General features: G+C 56.3%; 22 protein-coding genes. 8 read left to right on the top strand and 14 right to left on the bottom strand.

The annotated features are described in order from the left end of the window. Window positions 1-405 precede the first annotated feature (405 nt). Window positions 406-2,127 carry a bifunctional UDP-sugar hydrolase/5'-nucleotidase UshA gene (gene ushA / locus P9J57_RS15380; protein ID WP_483279511.1) on the top strand — a complete coding sequence of 574 codons (1,722 nt, stop codon included), beginning with the start codon at window positions 406-408 and terminating at the stop codon, window positions 2,125-2,127. Window positions 2,128-2,160: 33 nt separating this feature from the next. On the opposite strand, the gene P9J57_RS15375 is transcribed toward ushA, so the two are convergent. Continuing rightward, the gene (locus P9J57_RS15375) at window positions 2,161-2,592 is read right to left on the bottom strand and encodes a multidrug/biocide efflux PACE transporter (protein ID WP_022622650.1); all 432 of its coding nucleotides are present in this window, start codon (window positions 2,590-2,592) and stop codon (window positions 2,161-2,163) included. An 87-nt stretch (window positions 2,593-2,679) separates the two neighbouring features. Between P9J57_RS15375 and P9J57_RS15370 the strand changes: the two genes are divergently transcribed. Continuing rightward, window positions 2,680-3,549 carry a LysR family transcriptional regulator gene (locus P9J57_RS15370; protein WP_483279284.1) on the top strand — a complete coding sequence of 290 codons (870 nt, stop codon included), beginning with the start codon at window positions 2,680-2,682 and terminating at the stop codon, window positions 3,547-3,549. Here P9J57_RS15370 and ybaK read toward each other — a convergent pair. The 4 genes from ybaK to P9J57_RS15350 form a co-directional block, all read right to left on the bottom strand. Continuing rightward, window positions 3,546-4,025, bottom strand: a complete 480-nt coding sequence (gene ybaK / locus P9J57_RS15365; protein WP_019106627.1) for a Cys-tRNA(Pro)/Cys-tRNA(Cys) deacylase YbaK — start codon at window positions 4,023-4,025, stop codon at window positions 3,546-3,548. The two genes, P9J57_RS15370 and ybaK, sit on opposite strands and share 4 nt — an antisense overlap. A gap of 183 nt (window positions 4,026-4,208) precedes the next feature. Beyond that, on the bottom strand, window positions 4,209-5,012 hold the full coding sequence (locus P9J57_RS15360; protein WP_116219514.1) for a TraB/GumN family protein: 804 nt from the start codon (window positions 5,010-5,012) through the stop codon (window positions 4,209-4,211). 75 nt (window positions 5,013-5,087) lie between these two features. Beyond that, window positions 5,088-7,598 (bottom strand): copper-exporting P-type ATPase CopA, encoded by a 2,511-nt coding sequence (gene copA / locus P9J57_RS15355; RefSeq protein WP_483279283.1) that lies wholly within the window; start codon window positions 7,596-7,598, stop codon window positions 5,088-5,090. Window positions 7,599-8,099: 501 nt separating this feature from the next. Continuing rightward, window positions 8,100-8,432, bottom strand: coding sequence for a hypothetical protein (locus P9J57_RS15350; protein WP_015700812.1), 333 nt, complete (start codon window positions 8,430-8,432; stop codon window positions 8,100-8,102). Window positions 8,433-8,854: 422 nt separating this feature from the next. Here P9J57_RS15350 and cueR point away from each other — a divergent pair, with 422 nt between their 5' ends. Beyond that, window positions 8,855-9,271: a Cu(I)-responsive transcriptional regulator gene (gene cueR / locus P9J57_RS15345; RefSeq protein ID WP_014593101.1), complete on the top strand. Its 417-nt coding sequence runs from the start codon at window positions 8,855-8,857 to the stop codon at window positions 9,269-9,271. Here cueR and P9J57_RS15340 read toward each other — a convergent pair. From P9J57_RS15340 to tesA, 5 genes are all read right to left on the bottom strand, one after another. Continuing rightward, complete coding sequence (locus P9J57_RS15340) at window positions 9,247-9,705, bottom strand: NfeD family protein (RefSeq protein WP_014593102.1); 459 nt, start codon at window positions 9,703-9,705, stop codon at window positions 9,247-9,249. The genes cueR and P9J57_RS15340 overlap by 25 nt on opposite strands. Then, window positions 9,705-10,619, bottom strand: coding sequence for an SPFH domain-containing protein (locus P9J57_RS15335; protein WP_014606415.1), 915 nt, complete (start codon window positions 10,617-10,619; stop codon window positions 9,705-9,707). The genes P9J57_RS15340 and P9J57_RS15335 overlap by 1 nt, the downstream gene beginning before the upstream one ends. A 58-nt stretch (window positions 10,620-10,677) precedes the next feature. Then, window positions 10,678-11,535 (bottom strand): co-chaperone YbbN, encoded by an 858-nt coding sequence (locus P9J57_RS15330; RefSeq protein WP_483279282.1) that lies wholly within the window; start codon window positions 11,533-11,535, stop codon window positions 10,678-10,680. 79 nt (window positions 11,536-11,614) lie between these two features. Continuing rightward, window positions 11,615-12,388 (bottom strand): SDR family oxidoreductase, encoded by a 774-nt coding sequence (locus P9J57_RS15325; RefSeq protein ID WP_013024938.1) that lies wholly within the window; start codon window positions 12,386-12,388, stop codon window positions 11,615-11,617. Between the two features lie 20 nt (window positions 12,389-12,408). Then, window positions 12,409-13,032, bottom strand: a complete 624-nt coding sequence (tesA, locus tag P9J57_RS15320) for a multifunctional acyl-CoA thioesterase I/protease I/lysophospholipase L1 (RefSeq protein WP_022622644.1) — start codon at window positions 13,030-13,032, stop codon at window positions 12,409-12,411. On the opposite strand from tesA, the gene ybbA reads away from it, so the two are divergent. Both ybbA and ybbP read left to right on the top strand, forming a co-directional pair. Continuing rightward, window positions 13,000-13,686 (top strand): putative ABC transporter ATP-binding protein YbbA, encoded by a 687-nt coding sequence (gene ybbA / locus P9J57_RS15315; protein ID WP_013024940.1) that lies wholly within the window; start codon window positions 13,000-13,002, stop codon window positions 13,684-13,686. The genes tesA and ybbA overlap by 33 nt on opposite strands. Beyond that, window positions 13,683-16,100: a putative ABC transporter permease subunit YbbP gene (gene ybbP, locus P9J57_RS15310; RefSeq protein ID WP_483279281.1), complete on the top strand. Its 2,418-nt coding sequence runs from the start codon at window positions 13,683-13,685 to the stop codon at window positions 16,098-16,100. Before ybbA ends, ybbP begins: the two co-directional genes overlap by 4 nt. A gap of 43 nt (window positions 16,101-16,143) precedes the next feature. On the opposite strand, the gene purK is transcribed toward ybbP, so the two are convergent. Continuing rightward, window positions 16,144-17,208, bottom strand: coding sequence for a 5-(carboxyamino)imidazole ribonucleotide synthase (purK, locus tag P9J57_RS15305; RefSeq protein WP_014593106.1), 1,065 nt, complete (start codon window positions 17,206-17,208; stop codon window positions 16,144-16,146). Then, a complete protein-coding gene (purE, locus tag P9J57_RS15300) occupies window positions 17,205-17,714 on the bottom strand; it encodes a 5-(carboxyamino)imidazole ribonucleotide mutase (protein ID WP_014593107.1) in 510 nt (169 codons plus the stop codon). The genes purK and purE overlap by 4 nt, the downstream gene beginning before the upstream one ends. 267 nt (window positions 17,715-17,981) lie before the next feature. On the opposite strand from purE, the gene P9J57_RS15295 reads away from it, so the two are divergent. Continuing rightward, window positions 17,982-19,304 (top strand): DUF2254 domain-containing protein, encoded by a 1,323-nt coding sequence (locus P9J57_RS15295; protein WP_072138617.1) that lies wholly within the window; start codon window positions 17,982-17,984, stop codon window positions 19,302-19,304. Here P9J57_RS15295 and lpxH read toward each other — a convergent pair. Both lpxH and ppiB read right to left on the bottom strand, forming a co-directional pair. After that, a complete protein-coding gene (gene lpxH / locus P9J57_RS15290; RefSeq protein ID WP_483279280.1) occupies window positions 19,280-19,996 on the bottom strand; it encodes a UDP-2,3-diacylglucosamine diphosphatase in 717 nt (238 codons plus the stop codon). The two genes, P9J57_RS15295 and lpxH, sit on opposite strands and share 25 nt — an antisense overlap. After that, the gene (ppiB, locus tag P9J57_RS15285) at window positions 19,996-20,490 is read right to left on the bottom strand and encodes a peptidylprolyl isomerase B (RefSeq protein ID WP_014593110.1); all 495 of its coding nucleotides are present in this window, start codon (window positions 20,488-20,490) and stop codon (window positions 19,996-19,998) included. Before ppiB ends, lpxH begins: the two co-directional genes overlap by 1 nt. A 214-nt stretch (window positions 20,491-20,704) precedes the next feature. Here ppiB and cysS point away from each other — a divergent pair, with 214 nt between their 5' ends. Continuing rightward, complete coding sequence (cysS, locus tag P9J57_RS15280) at window positions 20,705-22,090, top strand: cysteine--tRNA ligase (protein ID WP_014606408.1); 1,386 nt, start codon at window positions 20,705-20,707, stop codon at window positions 22,088-22,090. 42 nt (window positions 22,091-22,132) lie between these two features. Continuing rightward, on the top strand, window positions 22,133-23,239 hold the full coding sequence (locus tag P9J57_RS15275; protein ID WP_116584299.1) for an AAA family ATPase: 1,107 nt from the start codon (window positions 22,133-22,135) through the stop codon (window positions 23,237-23,239). The last annotated feature ends 8 nt before the right edge of the window (window positions 23,240-23,247 follow it).

Below are 23,247 nucleotides of genomic sequence, written 5' to 3'. Positions count from 1 at the left end.
TACAGCGCAAAGCTGACAGCACTCATGAAAAAAGTCTGGCTGTGAGGTTGAGATGAAAACAGCAGTCATGCCGGAAAAAGCGCAAAGACCCACTTTGTCGAGTTGATGTCGCAGCGGTTAACAATGTTGCAGGTTTAATGAACAATGCCTTCATATCCCGTCAACATTTAGCCTTTTAACAGCGCGTCAGAGAAAAGAGAGCGGATAAATCAGACGGTTGGCGTTTCCTGTCAGGTCGCCTGGCCTGCCATAATGGCCAGACGGAGCCGTATTCATCTTGAGTTACGGCCATTTCTGTGCGACACAGAAGGGCGCCGATGGCCGGCGGGTGAAACGGATAACAATCAAAGGAGAAGGGCTGTGTTGATATTTCGAGGGGCAGGAGCAGGTCTGGCACTGCTCGTGATGTTATCGTCGCTGTTTACTCATGCTGCAGTGCCTGACCGCAGTTACCGTTTCAGCATTCTGCATACCAACGATCAACATGGGCATTTTTGGACTAATGATCAGGGTGAATACGGGCTGGCAGCGCAAAAAACGCTAATGGATACGCAGCGTTACGATATTCAGGCCAAAGGCGGTGGGGCGTTAATCTTGTCTGCTGGCGATGTTAACAGCGGCGTGCCTGAGTCGGATGAGCTGGACGCGGAACCCGACATTCGCGGCATGAACCTGATTGGCTACGACGCCATGACGCTGGGCAATCACGAGTTCGATAAACCGCTCGCCGTCCTGCGTAAGCAGGAAAAATGGGCCAAATTTCCGTTCCTGGCCGCCAACGTCTATCAAAAAAGCAGTGGCAAGCGCCTGTTTAAGCCCTGGGCTGTATTTCAGCGCATGGGGTTAAAAATCGCCGTGCTCGGATTGATTACCCCCGATACCGCCCGGCTGACAAATCCTGCGCAGTTAAGCGATATCGAATTCCGCGATCCCATTGCCGAGGCCGAAAAGGCCGTCGCCGAGCTGCGTGCTACTGAGAAGCCCGACGTTATCGTCGCGTTAACCCATCTTGGCCATTATGACGACGGTCAACACGGCAGTAACGGTGTTGATGACGTGACGCTGGCCCGCAGTCTGCCAAAGGGAACCCTCAATATGATCGTCGGGGGGCATTCTCACGATGCGGTATGTATGGAAAAAGAGAATGTCAGCCGTAAAGACTATCAGCCAGGCCAACCCTGTGAGCCCGATCGGCAGAACGGCGTCTGGATCATGCAAGCGGAAAAATGGGGTAAATACGTAGGGCGCGGCGATTTTACCTACCGCAATGGAGAGGTGACGCTGGAGGCCTACCAGCTGATACCGGTCAACCTCAAACACAAAATCAAAAATCTTGATGGCAGTGAATCCTCACTGACCTGGCAGGAAGCCATCCCGGCTAACACCGCAATGATGAAACTACTGACGCCTTTTCAAAAGCGCGCAGACGCGAAGCTACGGGTCAACGTGGGAAGCATTAAAGGGGATTTCCCCGGCGAAAAAGAAACCGTGCGGTTTAAACAAAGCGCCATTGGGCAGTTAATACTGCGTGCGCAGATGGCCGCAACGCAGGCTGACTTCGCCGTGATGAGCGGGGGCGGGATCCGTACCTCGCTGACATCCGGCCCGGTTGCCTGGCGCGATCTGTTACAGGTACAACCCTTCGGTAATCAGGTCGTTTCCGTCACGCTGACCGGCGCAGAAATCAAACGCTATCTGGCGGTTGTGGCAAACATCAAACCTGATTCAGGCGGTTTTGCCCAGTTGGCCAACGTCAGCCTGATCGCCAACGGCAGCAGCGTCAGCCAGGTCAGGATCAACGGACAGCCGCTGGCAGATGAAAAAACCTATCGTATGTCGACAAACAGTTTTAATGCCGCAGGCGGGGATGGCTATCCACGCATCGACACGCACCCGGGTTATGTGAACAGCGGCAAGGTGGATGCGCAGGTCCTGCGGGACTGGCTAAGCGCCCATTCTCCGGTGAACGCCAGCGATTACCAGCCACGTGAAGCGGTTATTTATCAGGCTGAGCAGGCAGCACCACCAAAGGATGAAGCGAAAGACGCGACGCCGTTGCGGCGCTATCCCAAAATGGTACTGACGTGGATCCGGCACTGGAATGGAGAGAGTGCAACGCTGCATTAAGTCCAGGCAGGGAGAACGCCTCCCTGCTTTTTTTCAGGCGCGGCAGGATTTGCGACCGAACCAGTGTGGACGCAGTTTGTCCCACACCAGGTTGTAGACGAAGGTGTAGGGCAGAAAGAACAGAAAAAACGCGACTTCAATTAAAAATGCCTGCCACAGTGAAATCTCCAGCATCCAGGCCGCCAGCGGCAGGCCTATCAGGATAAAACCGCCCTCAAAACCCAATGCGTGCAGCGCTCGAAGCAGGGCGCGACGTTTCTGCCCTGGCGGATAAAACCGATCAAACACGCTGTTGTAAATCATATTCCATAGCATTGCCACCGTAGACAGCATGATCGCCAGCGCTCCCATCTGAAACAGGGGTTTATTCATAAACCATGCTGCCAGCGGAGCAATCGTCACGATGGCCAGGCCTTCAAACAGGGTGGCATGGACGATGCGTTCTGTGAGTGAACGGATTTGCATTTCAATCTCCTTTATTCAGGCTACGCATTCTCCCACGACAAAATGCTAAGATAAAATGATCATCTATCGATAAAAGCGATGGTTCTCATGCGTTACTCACCGGAATCTCTGGAAGCCTTTGTCCAGACCGTTGCCAGCGGCTCGTTCTCAGCCGCCGCGCGGGCGTTAAAAAAAAGCCAGTCTACCGTCAGCGTGGCTGTGGTTAATCTGGAAGCCGATCTCGGTTTCGCCCTGTTTGACCGGCGCGGCCGCCAGCCACAGCTCACCGAGCAGGGGCGACGCGTGCTGCCTCAGGTGCAGCAAATCCTCGCCGCCAGCGAGCGACTGGATGCGCTGGCGACGCGCTTGTCCGAGGGAACAGAGCCGCGGCTCAGCGTTGCAGTCTCAGATTTTTGGCAAACGCATTACCATCAGCGACTGCTTAAGCAATTTGATCAGCATTATCCTGATGTCGAGCTGGAAGGCATTGCGGCGGAAGATGATGATGTCGTTGAGCTGTTGCAAACCGGGCGTGCGCATATTGGGGTGATTCGTGCCCAGCCAACGCTGCCGGCTGACATTGCGATCGCGCGCCTGCAGGTTGATGCTGAATTAGGGGCTTATCTGCATCGTGATCATCCCCTGGCGCGGGAAACCACGATCAGCGAAAGTCAGCTCGAACCTCTTCGTCACCTGCGCCTCAATACCTGGACCGATCGTCGTGCACCGACTTTCCAGGGGAGAGCCTGGTCTGCTCAAACCTATTATGTCCTGCTGGAGATGGCGGAACAGGGCTTTGGCTGGAGTATTTTACCCCGTTGGCTGGTGAAACAGTTTGGACATGGTGTTTTAAAGGAGTTGCCCTTACCAGGATGGCCGCAGCGCATCGCGGTTGACGTCGTCTGGTCGCGCCGCAATCCACCCGGCCCTGCCGGGCGCTGGATGATTGATGAACTCTGCGCACTGCAACCGGCTTAGTCGCGTCGGGCAATATCCGCTAAGGGTGCCTCCAGCAGCCGTGACAGATCCTGTGGGCTTAACTCGATATCCAGCCCGCGCTTACCGCCGGAAATAAACAGGGTCGCAAAGGCGTTTGCCGAGCTGTCGATCACCGTAGGCAGGCGCTTTTTTTGGCCCAGCGGGCTGATACCGCCCACCAGATAACCGGTGATGCGCTGGGCCAGCATGGGATCGGCCATCTCGGCTTTTTTGACATTGAACGCTTTTGCCACTTTCTTGAGGTCGAGCTGAGTAGCGACGGGCGTAACGGCCACGGCAAGGTGTTTCGCCTCGCCGTTCAACGCCACCAGCAGGGTTTTATACACCTGCCGGGCGTCCAGGTTGAGCTTACGAACCGCTTCGTCGCCAAAACTGGTTTCGTTACTGTCATGCTCATAAGGATGCAGTGTGAAGCTGACCTTTTGTTTTTCCAGTAGTTTTACCGCGGGCGTCATTATTGCCTCATATTCAGAAAAATCTTATTACGTATTAATGAACAATAAATGTGGCGAAATAATGTGCTTTAGGCGAGAATTGCCACGCGCCAGCAATCCTGTTGTTGGCGACAACTAAAATCATTAACACATTCCTCTTTGAAGAGCCGATATGACTGTCGGCTCTCTTTTTTTTGCCGTGAGTTATCTGACGCGCATCATTCCCGGCAGGCTATTCTCGCCATATAAATGCAGAGCGCCGACCGCGACGACATATCGGCCCGAAGGCAGGCGACGTAAATGATCACACCACTGGCTGTTACGCTGGCTAATCAGCGTGTCGTTCAGGGTCTGACTGAATGTCGCTGGCAACGCAATCTGGGGATCGCGTGGCGGGCTTTCCAGCCACCAGCTCACCATCGTTTGCAACATGCGTGCGTTGGTGTGCCAGTGGGTCAGCGTATCCGCCAGCAGCGCCATGCCATCGTCGGGCAAGGATTTCAGCAGGGTGATTTGCGCCTGCGCACCCTCCAGTTCAATCACGGGTTTATCCATCGCCCGCGCGGCCTGTAGCAGCTGATAATCAATACCGAAATCAGGACGTAACCCCAGCCGCTGGGCCTGCTGGGCCTGTAGCATCAGCGCAATCTGCCAGGCCGGTAACGTATCAAACCGGCTCAGGGGCAGACCGGTTTCGTTGCACAGTGTTTCAAGCTTCGCCAGCGCCTCATCATCCATTCTGGCGATCAGTGGCGGACGCTCTTCCGTGTTTTCAAATGGCGATCCTCCCTGGGTAATATCCGCTTCAACCACCAGCGCATCGGCTTTTTGCAACTGCTGTAGCAGCCGGACCGGCAGGGGCTGCATGTCACGGGTGCCCATATGAATGCTACCCACCAGATGAAACCGGCATTCGCCCGACTGAATATCCACGGCGGGCCAACGATAGCTGGCTGGAAAAAGCGGATTAATCCAGTTACGTAAACGTTGCAAAAGGCGCGCTGTCATTCCCTGTCCTTCACTGTTTGAAAGCCACCATGCTAGCGGGATCCCGTTGCGAAAGACAGAGCAGGGCAGTTATTGCTAAACGCGTGGCTTATAGCGCAACAGGCGGTTAGCATTGCTCACCACGGTTATTGACGACAGCGCCATGGCGGCACCGGCAAAAACCGGGCTAAGCAACAGGCCGGTAAAAGGAAAGAGCACGCCTGCCGCCAGCGGAATACCGATAACGTTGTAAATAAACGCGCCAAACAGATTCTGCCGGATATTGCCCAGGGTGGCGGAGGCAATCTTTAAGGCATCCACCACGCCATGCAGATCGGCCCGCATGAGCGTAATCGCTGCGGTTTCTACCGCCACATCGCTGCCGCTGCCCATCGCAATACCGACATCAGCCTGCGCCAGTGCAGGAGCATCATTGATACCATCGCCCACCATGGCAACCTGCCTTCCTTGCTGCTGTAGTTGGCTTATCGCATCGGCTTTACCTTCGGGCAGTACGCCTGCAATCACCTCATCAATCCCGACTTCATGCGCAACAGCCCGGGCCGTATTTTCATGATCCCCGGTCAGCATAACCAGTCGGTAACCCGCTTCATGCAGCCGCTGCAGTGCTGCTTTCGCTTCGGGGCGCAGCGTATCCCGCAAGCCAATCAGACCGGTAAGCTGTCCATCCTGTGCCAGTAATACCGGGGTTGCCCCTTGCCGGGTAAGCCTGTCAATTTCAGCCCGCGCCGGTTGGCAATCCACGCCGTAATCGTGTAACAGACTGACATTACCCAGTAACAGCTGTCTGCCATTGAGTATGCCGCTTACGCCTTTGCCGCGTATTGTACGAAATTGCGCAATCGCGGGCGTTGCTGCGGTACCCGCTTCCGCCAGGATCGCTTTCGCCAGTGGGTGACCCGATGTCTGTTCCAGCGCCGCCGCCGAAGACAGGACCGAATCGCGCGTGCTGCCGTTCAAGCTCATCACCTCGGTCACCTGCGGTGTGCCCCTTGTCAGCGTGCCGGTTTTATCAAACACCAGCGTATCGATACGGCTGGCGCGCTGCAGTGCATCGGCATCGCGTACCAGCACGCCGTATTCGGCGGCGCGGCCGGTTCCGGCGATAATCGACATGGGCGTGGCCAGGCCCAGCGCGCAGGGGCAGGCAATAATCAGCACTGTGGTGGCCACCACCAGCGCGTAGGCAATCTGAGGCGCCGGACCGGCGGTATACCAGACTGCGGCGCTTATCAGGGCGATAAGCACCACCACCGGCACAAACACGGCAGAAATACGATCGGCCAGACGGCCCACATCTGGCTTACTGCTCTGGGCTTTACGGACTAACTGAATGATGCGCGCCAGCGTCGTATTGCCACCGGTCGCGCGGGCAATAAAGCGTACTGTCCCGTCCTGCACCAGGGTGCCGGCAAACAGACGATCGCCCTGCGTTTTGCTTTGCGGCACCGCCTCACCGGTCAGCATGGCCTCATCACACCAGGCTTCACCGTCCTGGACTTCGCCATCGACCGGCACGCGATCGCCCGCGACCAGCCGCAGGATCATGCCGGGCTGTACCGCGCTAACCGGCATTGAGGTTTCACCCTGTTCCGTTACGACTCTTGCCTGTTCCGGCGTCAGATCGAGCAGGTGTTCCAGGGCTCGCGAGGAACGCTGACGCGCGCGTTGTTCAAGCGCATGGCCCAGATTGATCAGGCCGAGAATCATTACGCTGGCTTCGAAGTAGAGATGACGCGCCTGCAGCGGGAAGAACGCCGGCCAAATCACCACGCTAAAGGAGTAGATCCAGGCGGCGGCGGTGCCCAGCGAGACTAAGGTATCCATTGTCGCGCTGCGGTTGAGCAGGCTGCGCCAGGCACTGCGGTAGAAGTGACCGCCCGTGGCGACCATCACCAACAGCGTAACCGTGCCCAACACCAGCCAGGTGGTATGATTGTCCTCGGTGAGCATCATGTTGTCGCCCAGCATGCCCCAGATCATTAACGGCACGCCAAACAGCAGTGCAAGTCCCGCCTGCCAGCTAAAACGTCGCATGGCGCGTCGGGCGCTGCGCTGCTGCTTTTCACGTCGTTGCTGTTCGTCTTCGACCACTTCCGCCCCATAGCCGGCCGCATCCACGGCGGCGACCAGCAGATGGGGTGCCACATTGCCCATCACCAGCGCGCTGCGTTCGGCCAGATTCACGCGGGCCTGTTGCACACCACTTACCTGCTCAAGGGCTTTCTCAACCCGGCTGACACAGCTGGCGCAGCTCATCCCGTCGATTAACAGCACGTGAGCGGGCTGATTTTCAGTTGCCGGAAGAGGAGAAGACTCCGTTGTCAGCGCCTCCGGCGGCGGCTCTGCTGCTGTCAACGGCTCAGGCTTTGGGCTGGAACCCGCAGCTTTTAATGTTGCATGGTAGCCCGCTTGTTCAACGGTAGCGATCAGCGCGGTAGCGTCTGCACGGCCTGACACGCGGGCTTCCTGTTGAGTAACCTCCGCCAGCTCGACATCGTCGCGCTGTTCGAGCGCATCTTTGACGCGTTTTACGCAGTGGCCGCAGGACAATCCGTCCAGCGCCAGAACAATCGTGTTTGACATGGTTGACTCCTTTATCAGATGTGCGGGGTTGATCGTTTAGATGTGACTGTTATTCAGGTTAAACCTTCCCTCAAGGGGAAGGTCAAATCCTGAATGGCCAGATAAAGGAAGTTTATTCACCGGTGGTGTACCCGGCTTGCTGGTGTTGACATTATTCAGGACGCCACAAGAAGAAAGCCCCGCGTAACCTGCACTGTCCAACTTTTGCGGCAGTCCAGATAAGCAGGGCTTTTTTTTGACTTTCATTCGGCTTAAAGGCGTGCAAGCCCGCTGATGAAAAGGGGTGACGAAATGACGGCCAGCCCTGCGCTTACTGCCGAGGCTTCATCCTGTTCGATCATGCCTGTCGCTCAAGATATACACAGTTCCGTGCTTCGCCAGATAAGCGGGACTGATTTACCTGCTATCCGCGTTAACGGGATCGACATTTCGCTGTTCCCTGCTGTGCAACAGTTTTCGCCAGGCATGCTAAACCCTTTGCAGGCACGCAGGATGAGTCAATTACCCTTTGGGTCTGGTAAAGAAGACCAGCGTCCCGATAATGATGTCGCCAATAACCCAAAGGGTGCCGATCGCCATTAAACCTAAACCTGCTCCAAGCGCAGCACCGGCTTTTTCCGCATCGGAAGCCGCGTTATTGATAACGTCGCCACTTCCACCTAATCCTGCGAACAGGCAGTACACCATAAGAATGTTAAACAGAATGAAAGTCCACTTAACCATTTTGCCAAAAAAAGAGCGACGCGGCTTTCTGAGCTGCCTGGCACATGATGGACAACGTAATGCTGAATCACTCACTTCCTTATGACATTCTGGACAGTTGACTAAGGCCATAATCCAATCCCCTATACTTTAATGATGATAATGATTTGTTACAAACTGGCGGGATTTTATCGGAACTTTCTGCGTTGACAAGCGTTATCATCTTATTTTTTATAGAATTGATGACAGATTGACCGGCTGGCCAGTTTGTTCTGCACTCAGGCGCGTTTTGGCATTACTCAGGTTAACCGGAAGAGTCAGCCGAAGGCCTCTGCAGCGACCGTGTTGACTCAGATACCGGGACGAGAACCCTTTTACCTGGCAGGGTGATCTATAATCTCCTGCATGAAATGCCTTGTTTTCCACCTGTTCTCGGGTGCAAAACGACAGAGTCGGGCACGAGTGACGTAGAATCAAACACTGATTTAGCCCGGCAGCTCACGGGCTGGGCCTTTTAGAAGCGCCCCGTATAGGGGAAGATCAGGAAAACTGTTATGAATATTAGTACCGTGGCGAAAAAGACCGGGCTAACCAGTAAGGCTATTCGTTTCTATGAAGAAAAGGGCGTAGTCACGCCCCCGCTGCGCGGCGATAACGGCTACCGGCATTACAATTCACACCATCTTGATGAGCTGAATTTATTACGTCAGGCACGGCAGGTGGGTTTTACCCTTGATGAGTGCCGCGAGCTGGTCGGGCTGTTTAACGACCCTGAACGCCACAGCGCGGACGTTAAGGCGCGTACGCTGCAGAAAGCTGACGAAATTGCTGCGCATATTGAAGAACTGCACGCCATGCGCGCACGCCTGTTGGCGCTGGCGGCGGCCTGCCCGGGTAATGACAGCGCGGACTGCCCGATCATTAATAACCTGGCAGGCTGCTGCAGTCAGGGTGACGGCACGCGAGACTGAATGCGCAGTGTAATACCTTCCACAGCTACCACTTCAACCAACGTACCGGCAGGGAGATTCTGGTCTGCCTGAACGCGCCAGCTGCTGTCGCCAACGCGGACGTGACCGATACCGTTTTGCAACGCACTGTCCAGGGTCAACTGCAGGCCGATCATCTGGTTGCCGCGCTGATTAAGGGAATTTGGCTGCTGGTTGCGCTCGCGATAGCGCATTACGCGATGCCAGATAAATACGCTCGCCAGCGTTAATGCGGCAAACAAACAGCCCTGGGCGGTCCAACTGAGCGGCAAAGCCCATTCTGTGATACCGACCAGCATGGCTGCGAGCCCGCTCCAGAGCAGGTAGCCATTTGTGCCGAGCATCTCAGCCGCCAGTAGCAGCCCGCCCAGCGTCAGCCAGAACCAGTGCGGATGGGCAACAATCTCACTCACCATCAGCGTTTCGACTCGCTGCGGGTTTCTTTTAACAGCTCACCAATTCCGCCGATCGCACCCAACAAGCTGCTGGCTTCCAGCGGCATCATCACCACTTTACTGTTACTGGACTCACCAATTTTTTGCAGCGCATCCGTGTATTTCTGCGCCACAAAGTAATTTATGGCCTGAATATCGCCGGCGGCTATCGCTTCCGATACCATTTTCGTGGCGCGGGCTTCCGCTTCCGCCTGACGTTCACGGGCTTCAGCCTGCAGGAAAGCCGACGTTCGTTCCCCTTCCGCTTTCAAAATCTGCGCCTGTTTTTCCCCTTCGGCCCGCAGAATTTCCGCCTGCCGCACACCTTCCGCCGCCAGAATATCGGCTCGTTTAGTACGCTCCGCTTTCATCTGGGCGTTCATGGCGCCAATCAGCTCCTGTGGCGGACGAACATCACGAATTTCAATACGGGTGATTTTTACGCCCCAGGGATTGGTGGCTTCATCAACGATATGCAGTAAGCGGGTATTAATGCTGTCTCGCTGAGACAGCATCTCATCCAGTTCCATGCTGCCCAACACGGTGCGCATATTGGTCATAGTGAGGTTAAGAATCGCCAGCTCCAGATTGCTGACTTCATAGGCGGCCCGCGCCGGATCGATGGCCTGGACAAAACAGACCGCATCAATCGTGACGTTGGCGTTATCTTTGGAGATGATCTCCTGAGAGGGAATATCCAGCACCCGTTCCATCATATTGATCTTATGACCGATACGATCCATGAAGGGAACAACCAGACTCAGGCCGGGCTGAAGCGTGCGGGTGTAGCGGCCAAAGCGTTCGACCGTCCACTGATAGCCTTGCGGAACGATTTTGACGCCGGACCATACGGTGACCAGGGCGACCAGGATGAGAACAGGAATCACGGTGAGCATATAACCTCCAGGTTGTCAGATGAACGGGCCAAATCGTTCGGCCCGTTTTCTGCTTACATCAGTAAAGCAGGGAATAGAGCTGGCGGCGATAGCGTGCGGCAAGCGCATCGCCCGTGCCCAATGCCGCCAGGATCTCCTGCAACATTTTACGCGCCTGGCCGTCAGCGGCGTTCAAATCGCGTTTAATGACGTTAAACAGCAGTTCCAGCGCTTCTTCATTACGCCCGACCTGATGCAGCTGCAGTGACAGTTTGGTCGCCAGTTCAGCATTGTCCGGGTCGCTTTCCAGCTGTGATTGCAGCTGCTGAATTTCGGGCGTATCGGCCGCCTGTTTCAGTAAATCGATCTGGGCGACCAGGCTTTGATAACGGGTGTCCTGATCCTGCAACGGCACGGCGTTGAGTACCGTTTCTGCTTCATCGCTACGGTTCAGGGTAATCAGCACTTCCGCCAGCAGAAAACCAACTTCGCTGTCTTTATTACTGAGCTGCCATGCCTCTTTCAGCAGCGGTAAAGCGTCCAGCGGTTTGCCTTCCTGCATCAGCGCCATCGCCTGCTGGGCTTTTAACTCTTCCTCACGCGGCAGCACTTTTTCCAGCAGGGCGCGCACGGCGTCTTCCGGCTGTGGCCCCTGGAAACCGTCAACAGGCTGGCCGTTCTGGAACAGGTAGACGGTGGGAATGGAGCGTAACCCAAATTGCGATGCCACCCTTTGCTCTTTATCACAATCCAGTTTGGCAAGAATAAACTGGCCTGCGTATTCCTGAGCCAGTCGCTCCAGCAACGGCGTCAGTTCCTGGCAATGTTGGCTGCGATCCGACCAAAAGTAGAACAGCACCGGTATCTGCATTGACTGCTCAAGGGTCTGTTGCAGGTTGGATTCGTTAATGTCGATAATCGAAGCGTGTGGTGACATGACTAAGTCTCTTTGCAGAAAATGTTTAAAGAATATGGGGCCGACTGGCCCTGCTTCAAGCTGTATTCGCGCAATACCTTTACTGACTGCGAATTATGCGATCCAGTATCCAGCCTGGCAGCGCGCGTTTCAACAGGCCCATCGCGTGTGCGACCAGTGTCACCGGATAACGCAAACGCGGATGTTTGCTTTCGAGCGCATGGCGCAGCTTAGGTAAAATGGCCTCAGGCGGCAGCGTAAACCGCGCGGCCAGACCGGGATTCAGCACCGGATTATCCTGCTCACCCTGCGTCACATTATCGGTGAATCGGGTCTGGATTGGACCCGGTTCAATGAGGCTGACGCGCACGCCGCTTGCGTGCAGCTCCATGCGTAACGCATCGCTCCAGGCTTCCAGCGCATATTTACTGGCGGCATAAACGCCCCGACCCGGCGTGGAAATCAGGCCTAACACCGAACTGGTATTCACGATCCGGGCATTGCCAAAAGCCTTCAACGCCGGAAGCAGCCGCATAGTGAGTTGGTGGGTGCCAAACACATTGCTGGAAAATTGCTGTTCAAATTGCTGACGCGTGATGGTGTTTAACGGACCATAGGTGCCGAAGCCGGCGTTATTAAACAGGGCAAACAGCCGGTTACCGGTCAGCGCCAACACCTCATCGGCAGCGCGGTCAACGCTCTCTGCGTCGTCCAAATCCAGCATCAGCCCCGTAAAGCCGAGGCTTTGCATGCGCGCCACGTCGTCGGCTTTTCGGCAGGCTGCAATAACGTGATAGCCGCGAGCCAGCAGGTCATTGGCTGCAACCAGGCCAATACCGCTCGAACAGCCCGTGATCAAAATGGTTTTTTGCATGTGTTACCTTTTTTGCACAACTACTGCTTAACTAATGGGGCCAGTTCTTTCGCCATCAGTTCAGCGATAAAGGGTTGGGCGTCAGGATTGGGATGAATACCATCCTGCTGCATCCATTCGGGTTTTAAATAAACCTGCTCCATGAAAAAGGGCAGTAAAGGAATATCGTGCTGTTTCGCCAACTGCGGATAAATCGCGCGGAACGCATCCGTATAACGGCGGCCGTAGTTGGCGGGTAAACGTACTTGCATCAGGATCGGTTTAGCCCTGGCGGTTTTTACCTGCTCGATGATGGTGCTTAACGTTTGCTCAATATCCTTTGGCGGAAAGCCACGTAAGCCGTCGTTACCGCCCAATTCGATTAACACCCACTGCGGTTGGTGCTGTTTTAATAGGGCAGGTAAGCGCGCCAGTCCTTGTGCGGCGGTATCGCCGCTAATACTGGCATTAATCACTCTGGGCTGCTGCTGCCAGTTTTTATCGAGCAGGCTGGGCCAGGCTTTACTGGCCGACATTTGATAGCCTGCACTCAGGCTGTCGCCCAGCACCAGCAACGTATCGGCCGCAGCAAGACGGGACACCAACAGACAGCACAATAACAGGAAAGGATAATGCCAGCGGAAAACATTCTTGAAGTTCATCATCTTACTAAGTCCGTGGGTCAGGGAGAGCATCAGTTAACCATCCTTACCGGAGTTGAGTTAGTTGTCAAACCAGCTGAAACAATCGCCCTGATTGGCGAGTCAGGATCGGGCAAATCTACGCTGTTGGGGATTCTGGCCGGTCTGGATGACGGCAGCCAGGGCGAGGTGCATCTGCTGGGCCAGCCCTTGCATCAGATGAATGAAGAGCAGCGGGCGGCCTTACGTGCGCAGCAGGTAGGATTCGTGTTCCAGTCTTTTATGCTGGTGCCAACGTTAAATGCGCTGGAAAATGTCCAGTTGCCTGCACTGCTGCGCGGTGAGAGCGACCGTCAGAGCCGTGACCAGGCACGGGAGCTGCTCACGCAGTTAGGCCTGGGTGAGCGTTTGCTGCATCTGCCCGCGCAGTTATCCGGTGGTGAGCAGCAACGCGTCGCGCTTGCCCGGGCCTTCAGCGGTCGTCCGGGCCTGCTGTTTGCCGATGAGCCAACGGGGAATCTGGATCGTAAAACGGGCGAGCGTATTGTCGATCTGCTGTTTTCCCTCAACCGCGATTTTGCCACGACGTTAATTCTGGTTACCCATGACGAGCAGCTGGCGGCGCGCTGTAACCGACGCTTGCGTCTGCGTGACGGCAAACTGTGGGAGGAGCAATGATCTGGCGCTGGTTCTGGCGTGAGTGGCGTTCGCCCTCACTGTTAATCGTCTGGCTGGCACTCACTCTGGCGGTGGCCTGCGTGCTGGCGCTGGGATCAATCAGCGACCGGATGGAAAAAGGGCTGAGTCAGCAGAGTCGCGACTTTATGGCGGGCGATCGTACCCTGCGCACCAGCACGGCGGCACCGCCCGACTGGCTGGCGAAAGCGCAGCAAGCGGGATTATCGGTTAGCCGTCAGCTGAGCTTTATGACCATGACCTTTGCCGGCCAGACGCCGCAGCTGGCGTCGGTCAAAGCCGTCGATAACCACTACCCGATGTTTGGCGAGCTGCAAACCCGCCCTCCGGGCCTGAAACCTCAGCCCGGCACGGCACTGGCCGCTCCGCGCTTAATGGCGCTGCTTAACCTCCACGTGGGCGATGAACTCGATGTGGGAGATACCACGCTGCGTATTGCCGGAGAGGTGATACAGGAGCCGGATGGCGGTTTCAATCCGTTCGAAATGGCGCCGCGTTTACTGATTAATCTGGCCGATGCCGATAAGACCGGCGCGATCCAGCCCGGCAGTCGCATCACCTGGCGCTACAAGTTTGCTGGCACCCCTCAGCAGCTGGAAAGCTACGACCGCTGGATAACGCCGCAAATAAAAACCGGTCAACGCTGGATCAGTATTGAGAACACCGAAGATGCGCTGGGCCGTTCAATGCAGCGCGCGCAGCAGTTTTTGCTGTTATCTGCGTTGTTAACGCTGATGCTGGCGATCGCTGCCGTGGCCGTGGCAATGAGCCATTATTGCCGAAGTCGTTACGACCTGGTGGCGGTGCTGAAAACGCTGGGTGCTACGCGCGGCGCGCTGCAAAAGCTGATTATTGGGCAGTGGCTGGCGGTATTGCTGCTGGCGGCCGTAGCGGGCGGGGCAGTCGGGCTGGGCGTCGAAGCCCTGTTGATGAGAATGCTTAAACCCGTTCTGCCCGCATCCCTGCCTGATGCGAGCCTGTGGCCGTGGGTATGGGCCACGGGGTCGCTGTTTGTCATTTCCCTGCTGGTGGGATTGCGTCCTTATCGCCTGCTGCTGGCGACGCAGCCTTTGCGCGTATTTCGGCGCGATGCCGTCGCCACCGTCTGGCCGCTGAAAATCTACCTGCCGGCGATGGCTGTCGTGGTGGTGGGGCTGCTGGCGGCGCTGGTGGGCGGCAGTAAAATGCTGTGGGCGCTGCTGGCGGGCGTGGTGGTGCTGGCGGGGCTACTGGCGCTGCTTGGCTGGGGCACGTTACTGCTTCTGCGCCGTCTGACAGTGCGAAATCTGGCGCTGCGTCTGGCGATTAATCGGCTACTGCGACAGCCCGCGATGACGCTGAGTCAGCTTGCCGCGTTCTCACTGTCGTTTATGTTGCTGGCCCTGCTGCTGGTGATGCGGGGCGATCTGCTGGATCGCTGGCAGCAGCAGTTACCCGCCGACAGCCCGAACTTTTTCCTGCTTAACATGACGGCCGATCAGGTGCCGCAGGTGCGTGATTTCCTGCAGGCGCATCAGATTAAACCAGAAACCTTTTATCCCATCGCACGGATGCGGCTGAGCGAGTTGAACGGCCAAGCCGCCGATCCTGAACGGGATAATGCCCTTAACCGTGAGCTCAACCTGACTTCGCTGGCGGCCCTCCCTGCGCATAATCCGCTGGTGGCGGGCAACTGGCCGCCTGCCGTGGGGGAAGTGTCTATGGAGGCCGAGCTGGCGGAGCGGCTGGGGGTGAAGCTGGGAGACAGCTTAACGTTTGAGGGGGATACGCAAAAGTTCAGTGCCAAAATTACCAGTCTGCGCAAGGTTGACTGGGAAAGCCTGAAGCCAAACTTCTTCTTTATCTTTCCACCCGGTGCGCTCGACAGCCAGCCGCTGACCTGGCTCACCAGCTTTCGGCTGGACAATAACCCCACGCTGCTGGCGCAGCTAAACCGTGAGTTCCCGACCCTGAGCCTGCTGGACATTGGCAGCATCATGCGTCAGATCGGACAGGTGCTGACCCAGGTCAGCCAGGCCCTGGAGATTATGGTGGTGCTGGTGACCGCCTGTGGCATATTGCTGCTGATGGCCCAGATTCAGGTGGGCATGCGTCAGCGCCGTCAGGAACTGGTGGTGTACCGCACGTTGGGTGCAGGCAAGCGACTGCTGCGGACGACCTTGTGGTGTGAGTTTGCGCTGATTGGCGTGGTGTCCGGCGTTGCGGCCGCAGTGGGGGCTGAAGCGGCGCTCTGGGCGCTGCAGCGTAAAATCTTCGATTTCCCGTGGCAGCCCGACTGGGCCTTGTGGCTGGCGTTACCGTTGTGTGGCGCGTTGTTGTTGTCGCTGTGCGGAGGCTGGCTGGGCGTGCGTTTGCTCAAGGGCAAAGCGCTGTTCAGGACGTTCGACGGCGCATAAAAAACGCCGTGCGCGGCAAGGCTGCGCACGGCGTCAGTCCGTCTTAAAGCTTGTCTGTGGCCCAGCGAATACCACTGGCATATTCAGCCGGCAGCAGGGGCAACAGCGCATGCAGTGCAGCTTTGAGTCGGGGCTGATCGCTGTCGGTGAGGTTCAGATGGCCCACCTTGCGACCTTGCCGAACCGCTTTGTCATACCAGTGCAGATGGACAAGCGGCTGCTGTAGCCAGTCTGGATTCACATCGGTGCCAATCAGGTTGATCATGACCGAGGGCGCAATGACGACCGGCTGGGGCAACGCCAGCCCCAAAATCGCGCGCAGATGCAGTTCGAACTGGCTAATCGAGGCGCCGTTCTGCGTCCAGTGTCCACTGTTATGCACACGCGGCGCCAGCTCATTAATCAACAGACCCTGAGGCGTCACAAAACATTCCATCGCCATCACGCCAACGTAGTCAAGCGCGTGAAGGATCGCGCCCAGCATTCCTTCGGCCTGCTGCTGCTGTTCCACATCTGCCTGGGGAAAAGCGACGCTGGTCCGCAGAATGCCTTCTTCGTGCAGATTATGTGTCAGGGGATAAAACACGGTGCTGCCGTCGTGGCCGCGCGCGCCGACCAGCGACACTTCACCTGAAAAGTGAATGCCCTGTTCGACGATGCACTCGCCATAGCAGTCGTCGGGTAACGTGGCCGTTTCGCTGGCCCGTAAACGCCACTGACCGCGACCGTCGTAACCCCCGGTGCGGCGTTTAACAATCGCCAGTTCACCCAGCCGAGAGAAAACCGCAGGCCACTCGCTTTTATCCGCCAGCAACTGCCAGGGCGCAGTCGCCAGATTAAGCTCGTCCAGCAGTTGCTTTTGCGTCAGGCGATCGGCCAGACGCGGAAAAATATCGCGGTTCACAAAGGCCGGATGATTCGCCAGCTCGCGCGTCAGAGCGGTTTCGGGCCAACGCTCGATTTCGGCCGTAATCACGCTTTCGGCGATAGGCAGGGCGGCGGGATCGGCATCCAGCCCCACTGGATGAACGGCAATGCCCATCGGCTCGCCCGCCTGGCGCAACATGCGGCCAAGCTGACCGTTACCCAGTACGCAAACCGGCTTCATGCGTCCTCCCGCGGATCCGGATTATCCAGCACCTCATCGGTCTGTGCCTGACGCCAGGCGGCCAGACGAGATGACAGCGCGCTGTCGTGAATCGCCAGAATCTGCGCGGCCAGCAGTGCCGCATTGGCGGCACCGGCTTTACCGATTGCCAGCGTGCCGACCGGAATACCGCGCGGCATTTGCACAATAGAGTAGAGGCTGTCAACGCCGCTCAGCGCTGCGCTCTGTACCGGCACGCCCAGCACCGGCAGCAGGGTTTTTGCCGCCAGCATGCCAGGCAGGTGCGCCGCGCCACCGGCACCGGCAATGATGACCTGAAAGCCGTTATCTGCAGCCGTTTCGGCAAAGCTAAACAGCTTGTCCGGGGTACGGTGCGCTGAGACCACTTCCACATGGAAGGGCACGTCCAGGCTGGAGAGGATTTCCGCAGCGAACTGCATGGTGGACCAGTCACTTTTGGAACCCATAACAACAGCGATGCGGGCCGGGGCGGCATTCGACGACATGCGGTCAACTCCTGTGAATGAAAACACACCTGACCAGGCGGACAGGTTTTGAAGGGCAAAGAGAATAGCATGAGAAGGGCGCAAGGAAAACGGTTGCGTCGGGATTACACGTCGCGCTGGCAGGGTTTTATCGACATTCTGTTCTCTGACGTTGACGCGCAAGAAACGCTGAACTTTAGTTAACAGAGTTGCAAGGTGACTGACATGATAAGCCGCGCTGCACCCGGTTGGTAAGGGATGACGTTAACTGACAGAAAGAGGAACAGGATGATTTCACGCTGGCAACTTATTTTCAGACAAGCAGGCAGAAAACTGTGGTTCAGGGCAACTTTATTTGCCCTTGCTGCGGTTGTCAGCGCCCTGGCCTCCATTGTCTTTAAATCTGCAATTCCCCCCTCGGTTTCGGTAAAGGTGGGTGCTGACGCAGTGGACAATATCCTGAATATTCTGGCGTCCAGCATGCTGGCGGTCACCACGTTTTCCTTGAGTACGATGGTAACGGCGTTTGGTTCAGCAACTACCCATGTTACGCCGCGCGCCACGAAACTGGTCGTTGAAGACAGTACAACACAAAATGTTCTCGCGACCTTTATTGGCTCATTCCTGTTTAGTCTGGTCGGCATCATCGCACTGAATATGGGGGCTTATGGTGAACAGGGGCGAGTGATCCTGTTTGCGGTCACGCTGGTGGTCATTGCATTAATTCTGGTGACGCTTCTGCGCTGGATTCACCATCTCACCTCGCTTGGCAGCGTAGATGAAACGACCTCACGTGTGGAACGCATGGCGCTTGATGTTTTTAGCGCGCGTGCTCAATCCCCTTGTTTCGGCGCCAGGCCCTGGCGGGAAAGCGATCGTCAACCTGCGGGCACGTTTGCTGTCTATTCGGACGCTATTGGCTATGTTCAGCATATTGATATGGACAGGTTACATAAGGCGATGACAGACAGTCCTGTACATGTTTACCTGGTCGCGCAACCCGGATTTTTTGTTCATCCCGCCCGCCCGGTCATGTATGTCACCCACGCCCTGCCTGCGGAGCAACGCAAACTGATGTTGTCTGCCCTGACAATAGCCGCGTCTCGCACTTTCGCCCAGGATCCACGTTTTTGCCTGTGTGTGATGGCAGAAATCGCCTCGCGTGCGCTGTCGCCTGCGACTAATGACCCTGGCACCGCTATCGATGTGATCGGGCGAGCCGTCAGAATACTCTCCTGCTTTGCACGCGAATGTGCGGTGCCAACGGTGATCTATCCCGCCATTCACGTCGCGCCCTTGTCAGTAGACGCATTATTCGATGATTTTTTCTCACCTGTCGCGCGAGACGGCGCGGCGATAAAAGAAGTGCAGTTACGGTTACTTAAGGCGCTGGGCATGTTGTCTGTCGCCTGGCCGGATGCGTACCAGGCTGCAGCGTTGCGTCATGCGCATGAAGCCATGGCATACCTGGCGCGGGAAGCGATCATCCAGACGGACAGAGCACGAATTGAGCGCACATGGCGTGAACAATTTGGTGCAGACTATCCCCATCCCTTCCTGGATGAGAAGCTAAGCGATTCGCCCTGTCAGAAGTCGAAATCGATCAGCTGAATGCCGCTGGCATCGAGTTGAATCATGGATCCCCGACTGTGCCAGGCCCCTAATACGGCACGCTGAGCGTTTACACCATTCAGCGGCAGATCGTGAATTGCGGGACGGTGCGTATGCCCATGAATCAGCAGTGGCACCTTATGCTGAAGCATGGCATCGATCACGGCCTGTTGATTCACATCCATAATCTCCAGCGACTTATGCTGATTGGCCTGTTTACTGTTGGCGCGCATACGTTCTGCGATGCGTTTGCGAATAAACAGTGGCAACGCCAGGAACAGACGTTGAATCCAGGGGTTGTGGACTTTAGCGCGGAACTGCAGGTAACCCACATCGTCGGTACACAGCGTATCGCCGTGCATAATCAGCACTCGATGGCCGTAAAGCGTCAGCACGCGCGCTTCAGGCAACAGCGTCATGCCGCTGGCGCGGGCGAAACGTTGACCGATTAAGAAATCGCGATTGCCATGAATAAAGTACACCGGAACAGGCACGGATCGAAGGGCATCAGCAACCTGTTGATGCAGGGGATTGGGATCGTCATCGCCTATCCAGGCTTCAAACAGATCGCCGAGAATATAGAGCGCGTCGCAGTGTGGGGCTTCGTGCTGTAAAAAATGCAGAAAACCGGCGGTGATCGCCGGTTCTTCCTGACACAGATGAAGATCTGCGATAAACAGCGTGCGCGGCATTACTCGCTGACGGTCACTTTCTGGATCACAACGTCGTCTTTCGGCACGTCCTGATGCATACCGCTGCGGCCGGTTGAAACGGCTTTGATTTTCTCAACCACATCCATACCTTCAACCACTTCTGCAAACACACAGTAACCCCAGCCCTGCAGGCTTTCGTCACGAAAGTTCAGGAAGTCATTGTCAGCCACGTTAATGAAAAACTGTGCGGTCGCAGAGTGCGGGGCAGAAGTCCGCGCCATCGCCAGCGTACCTTTGGTGTTTTTCAGACCGTTGTTGGCTTCGTTACGGATCTCTTCTTTGGTGGCTTTCTGCTTCATGCCGGGTTCAAAACCGCCACCCTGAATCATAAAGCCGTTAATCACACGGTGAAAAATGGTGTTGTCGTAGAAACCTTCACGGCAGTAATCCAGGAAGTTCTTTACGGTTGCGGGCGCTTTGTCATCGAAGGTCTTGATCACGATATCGCCATGGTTAGTCTGGAAAGTTACCATTTTTTTCGTCCTGTAAAGGTTGTCGTCAGTAGCATAGGGTGCGCGGTTAGGATGCACACGCCTTTTTCTCGAACGTTCTTATATCATAATTTCCGATAATACGTCAGCCAGGCTGCGCAGTTGGCTTGCTTTGCATCGCGTGACAGATAAAAATACGGCACAATATCAGGATACTTAAAACGGTGCGTTACGCACGCTTACTACGGAAACCCCAATGCTGAAGATTTATAACACCCTGAGTCGACAAAAAGAGGAATTTACCCCTATTCATGCTGGCAAAATCGGCATGTATGTCTGCGGCATCACGGTGTATGACCTCTGTCACATTGGGCACGGGCGCACGTTTGTGGCGTTTGATGTGGTATCGCGCTATCTGCGTTACGTCGGTTTTGACGTAAATTACGTGCGCAATATTACCGATATCGACGACAAAATTATCAAGCGTGCCAACGAGAACGGCGAGAGCATCGAAACCCTGACCAATCGCATGATTGCCGAGATGCACAGCGATTTTGATGCGCTGGGCATTTTGCCGCCAGATCGGGAACCGCGCGCCACGCGCCATATTCCGGAAATCGTCGAGCTGGTGGAAAAGCTGATTGCCCGCGGTCATGCCTATGTGGCGGAAAACGGCGATGTCATGTTTGATGTGCTGAGCGATGTGGATTACGGTGCGCTGTCGCGTCAGGATTTGGACCAGCTTCAGGCCGGCGCCCGCGTTGAAGTGGCGGATGTGAAGCGTAATCCCATGGATTTCGTGCTGTGGAAGATGTCTAAAGCGGACGAACCCTCATGGCCTTCACCGTGGGGCCAGGGGCGCCCGGGCTGGCATATTGAGTGTTCAGCCATGAACTGCAAACAGCTTGGCGCGCATTTCGACATCCACGGCGGCGGATCTGACCTGATGTTCCCACATCACGAAAACGAAATCGCCCAGTCTACCTGCGCCCATGATGGTCCCTATGTGAACTACTGGATGCATTCAGGCATGGTGATGATCGATCGTGAGAAGATGTCGAAGTCGCTGAATAACTTTTTCACCGTGCGCGACGTACTGCAGCATTATGATGCCGAAACCGTGCGCTATTTCCTGATGTCCGGCCACTATCGTAGCCAGCTTAACTATGGCGAAGATAACCTGAACCAGGCACGTGCGGCGCTGGAACGTCTTTATACCGCGCTGCGACATACCGATCGCAACGCGGTTGCCGACGGCGGTGAAGCCTTCGAGGCCCGTTTCCGCGAGGCGATGGACGATGATTTTAACACTCCGGAAGCCTATTCCGTGCTGTTCGACATGGCGCGTGAAGTGAACCGTCTCAAAGGCGAAGACATGACGGCAGCCAATGCGCTGGCGGCAAAGCTACGTGAAATTGCCAACGTGCTGGGCATTCTGCAGCAGGAGCCAGAAGTGTTTCTGCAAAGCAGTGCGCAGGGCAACGATGAAGAAGTGGCAGAAATCGAACGCTGGGTGAAAGCCCGTGCCGACGCACGCGCGGCAAAAGACTGGGCGCAGGCTGACGTAGCCCGCGACAAGCTGAACGCGCTTGGCGTGATTGTCGAAGATGGCCCTCAGGGCTCCAGCTGGCGACGTAAATAACGGGCAACACAGGAGAGGGCGAGCCATCGCCCTTTTTTGTTTATGACGATAAAACAGATTCACCTTCGCGGTTTCCGCTCGGTACGCGATCTGATCCTGCCGCTTCAGCAACTGAACGTGGTAAGCGGGCCTAATGGCTGTGGTAAATCCAACCTTTATAAGGCCGTGCGCTTGTTGCACGAGGCCGCCAATGGTCGCCTGGCGTTAGCGCTGGCAGAAGAGGGCGGTATTCAAAAGGTCATGTGGGCAGGGGAACTGCATCGCAGCGCTCGTCGTCAGGATGCCAGCCGACTCATCCTCTCGGTCCTGATGGACGACATGGATTTTGAGCTTGCGGTGGGGTTTCCTCAGAAGCTTGAGACCAGCCTGTTTAACCTCGATCCGCTGGTCAAAGAAGAACGTATCTGGCTGAGTGGTCAGCAGCGGCGTCCCTCTTCCTGCATCATGCAGCGCACGAACCAGACCGCCTTTTTGCATAATGTAGAAGGGGAGCGCGTAAGCTATCCCGCCGTATTGCATCCCGAAGAGTCCCTGTTTGGTCAGCTCGGTGAGCCGCACCGCTATCCCGAGCTTTCTCAGATGCGTGAACGTCTGCGCCAGTGGCGCTTCTATCACGAGTTTGCCGTCTGGCCCGGTTCGCCGATTCGTGCGCCGCAAATTGGCGTGCGCGCGCCCATTCTGGCGCACGATGGCGCTAACCTCGCGGCGGCATGGGCAACCATTGTCGAGCGGGGTCATCATGAGCTGCTCTACAAGGTGACAGCGAAAGCCTTCCCTGATACCGAATTTCAGGTGGATGTCCAGAACGGCCGTTTCCAGATGCTGATGCGGCGACAGGGCATTATGCGCCCGCTGGAAAGCGCCGAGTTCTCTGACGGGACGCTGCGCTTTCTGTGCCTCGTGGTTGCACTGCTCAGCCCCCGCCCGCCTGCCTTTATGGCGCTCAACGAACCCGAGAACAGCCTGCATGAGGATTTGCTCCCGGCGCTGGCGGCGCTGATTGCTGAAGCCAGCCAGTTTAGTCAGCTGTGGATCACCAGTCACTCACCGAAGCTGGCCGCACTGATCGCGCAGCATGCAGAAGTGAATCACATTGAGCTGGAGCAGATTAACGGGGAAACGCGGATAGTTGGGGAAGAAAGGATTTAAGGTGCCCC

This window comes from Pantoea sp. nfd-35 (assembly GCF_056892255.1).
The sequence above is the reverse complement of the archived record's forward strand: the minus strand, read 5'-3'. Positions and strand labels throughout refer to the sequence as shown.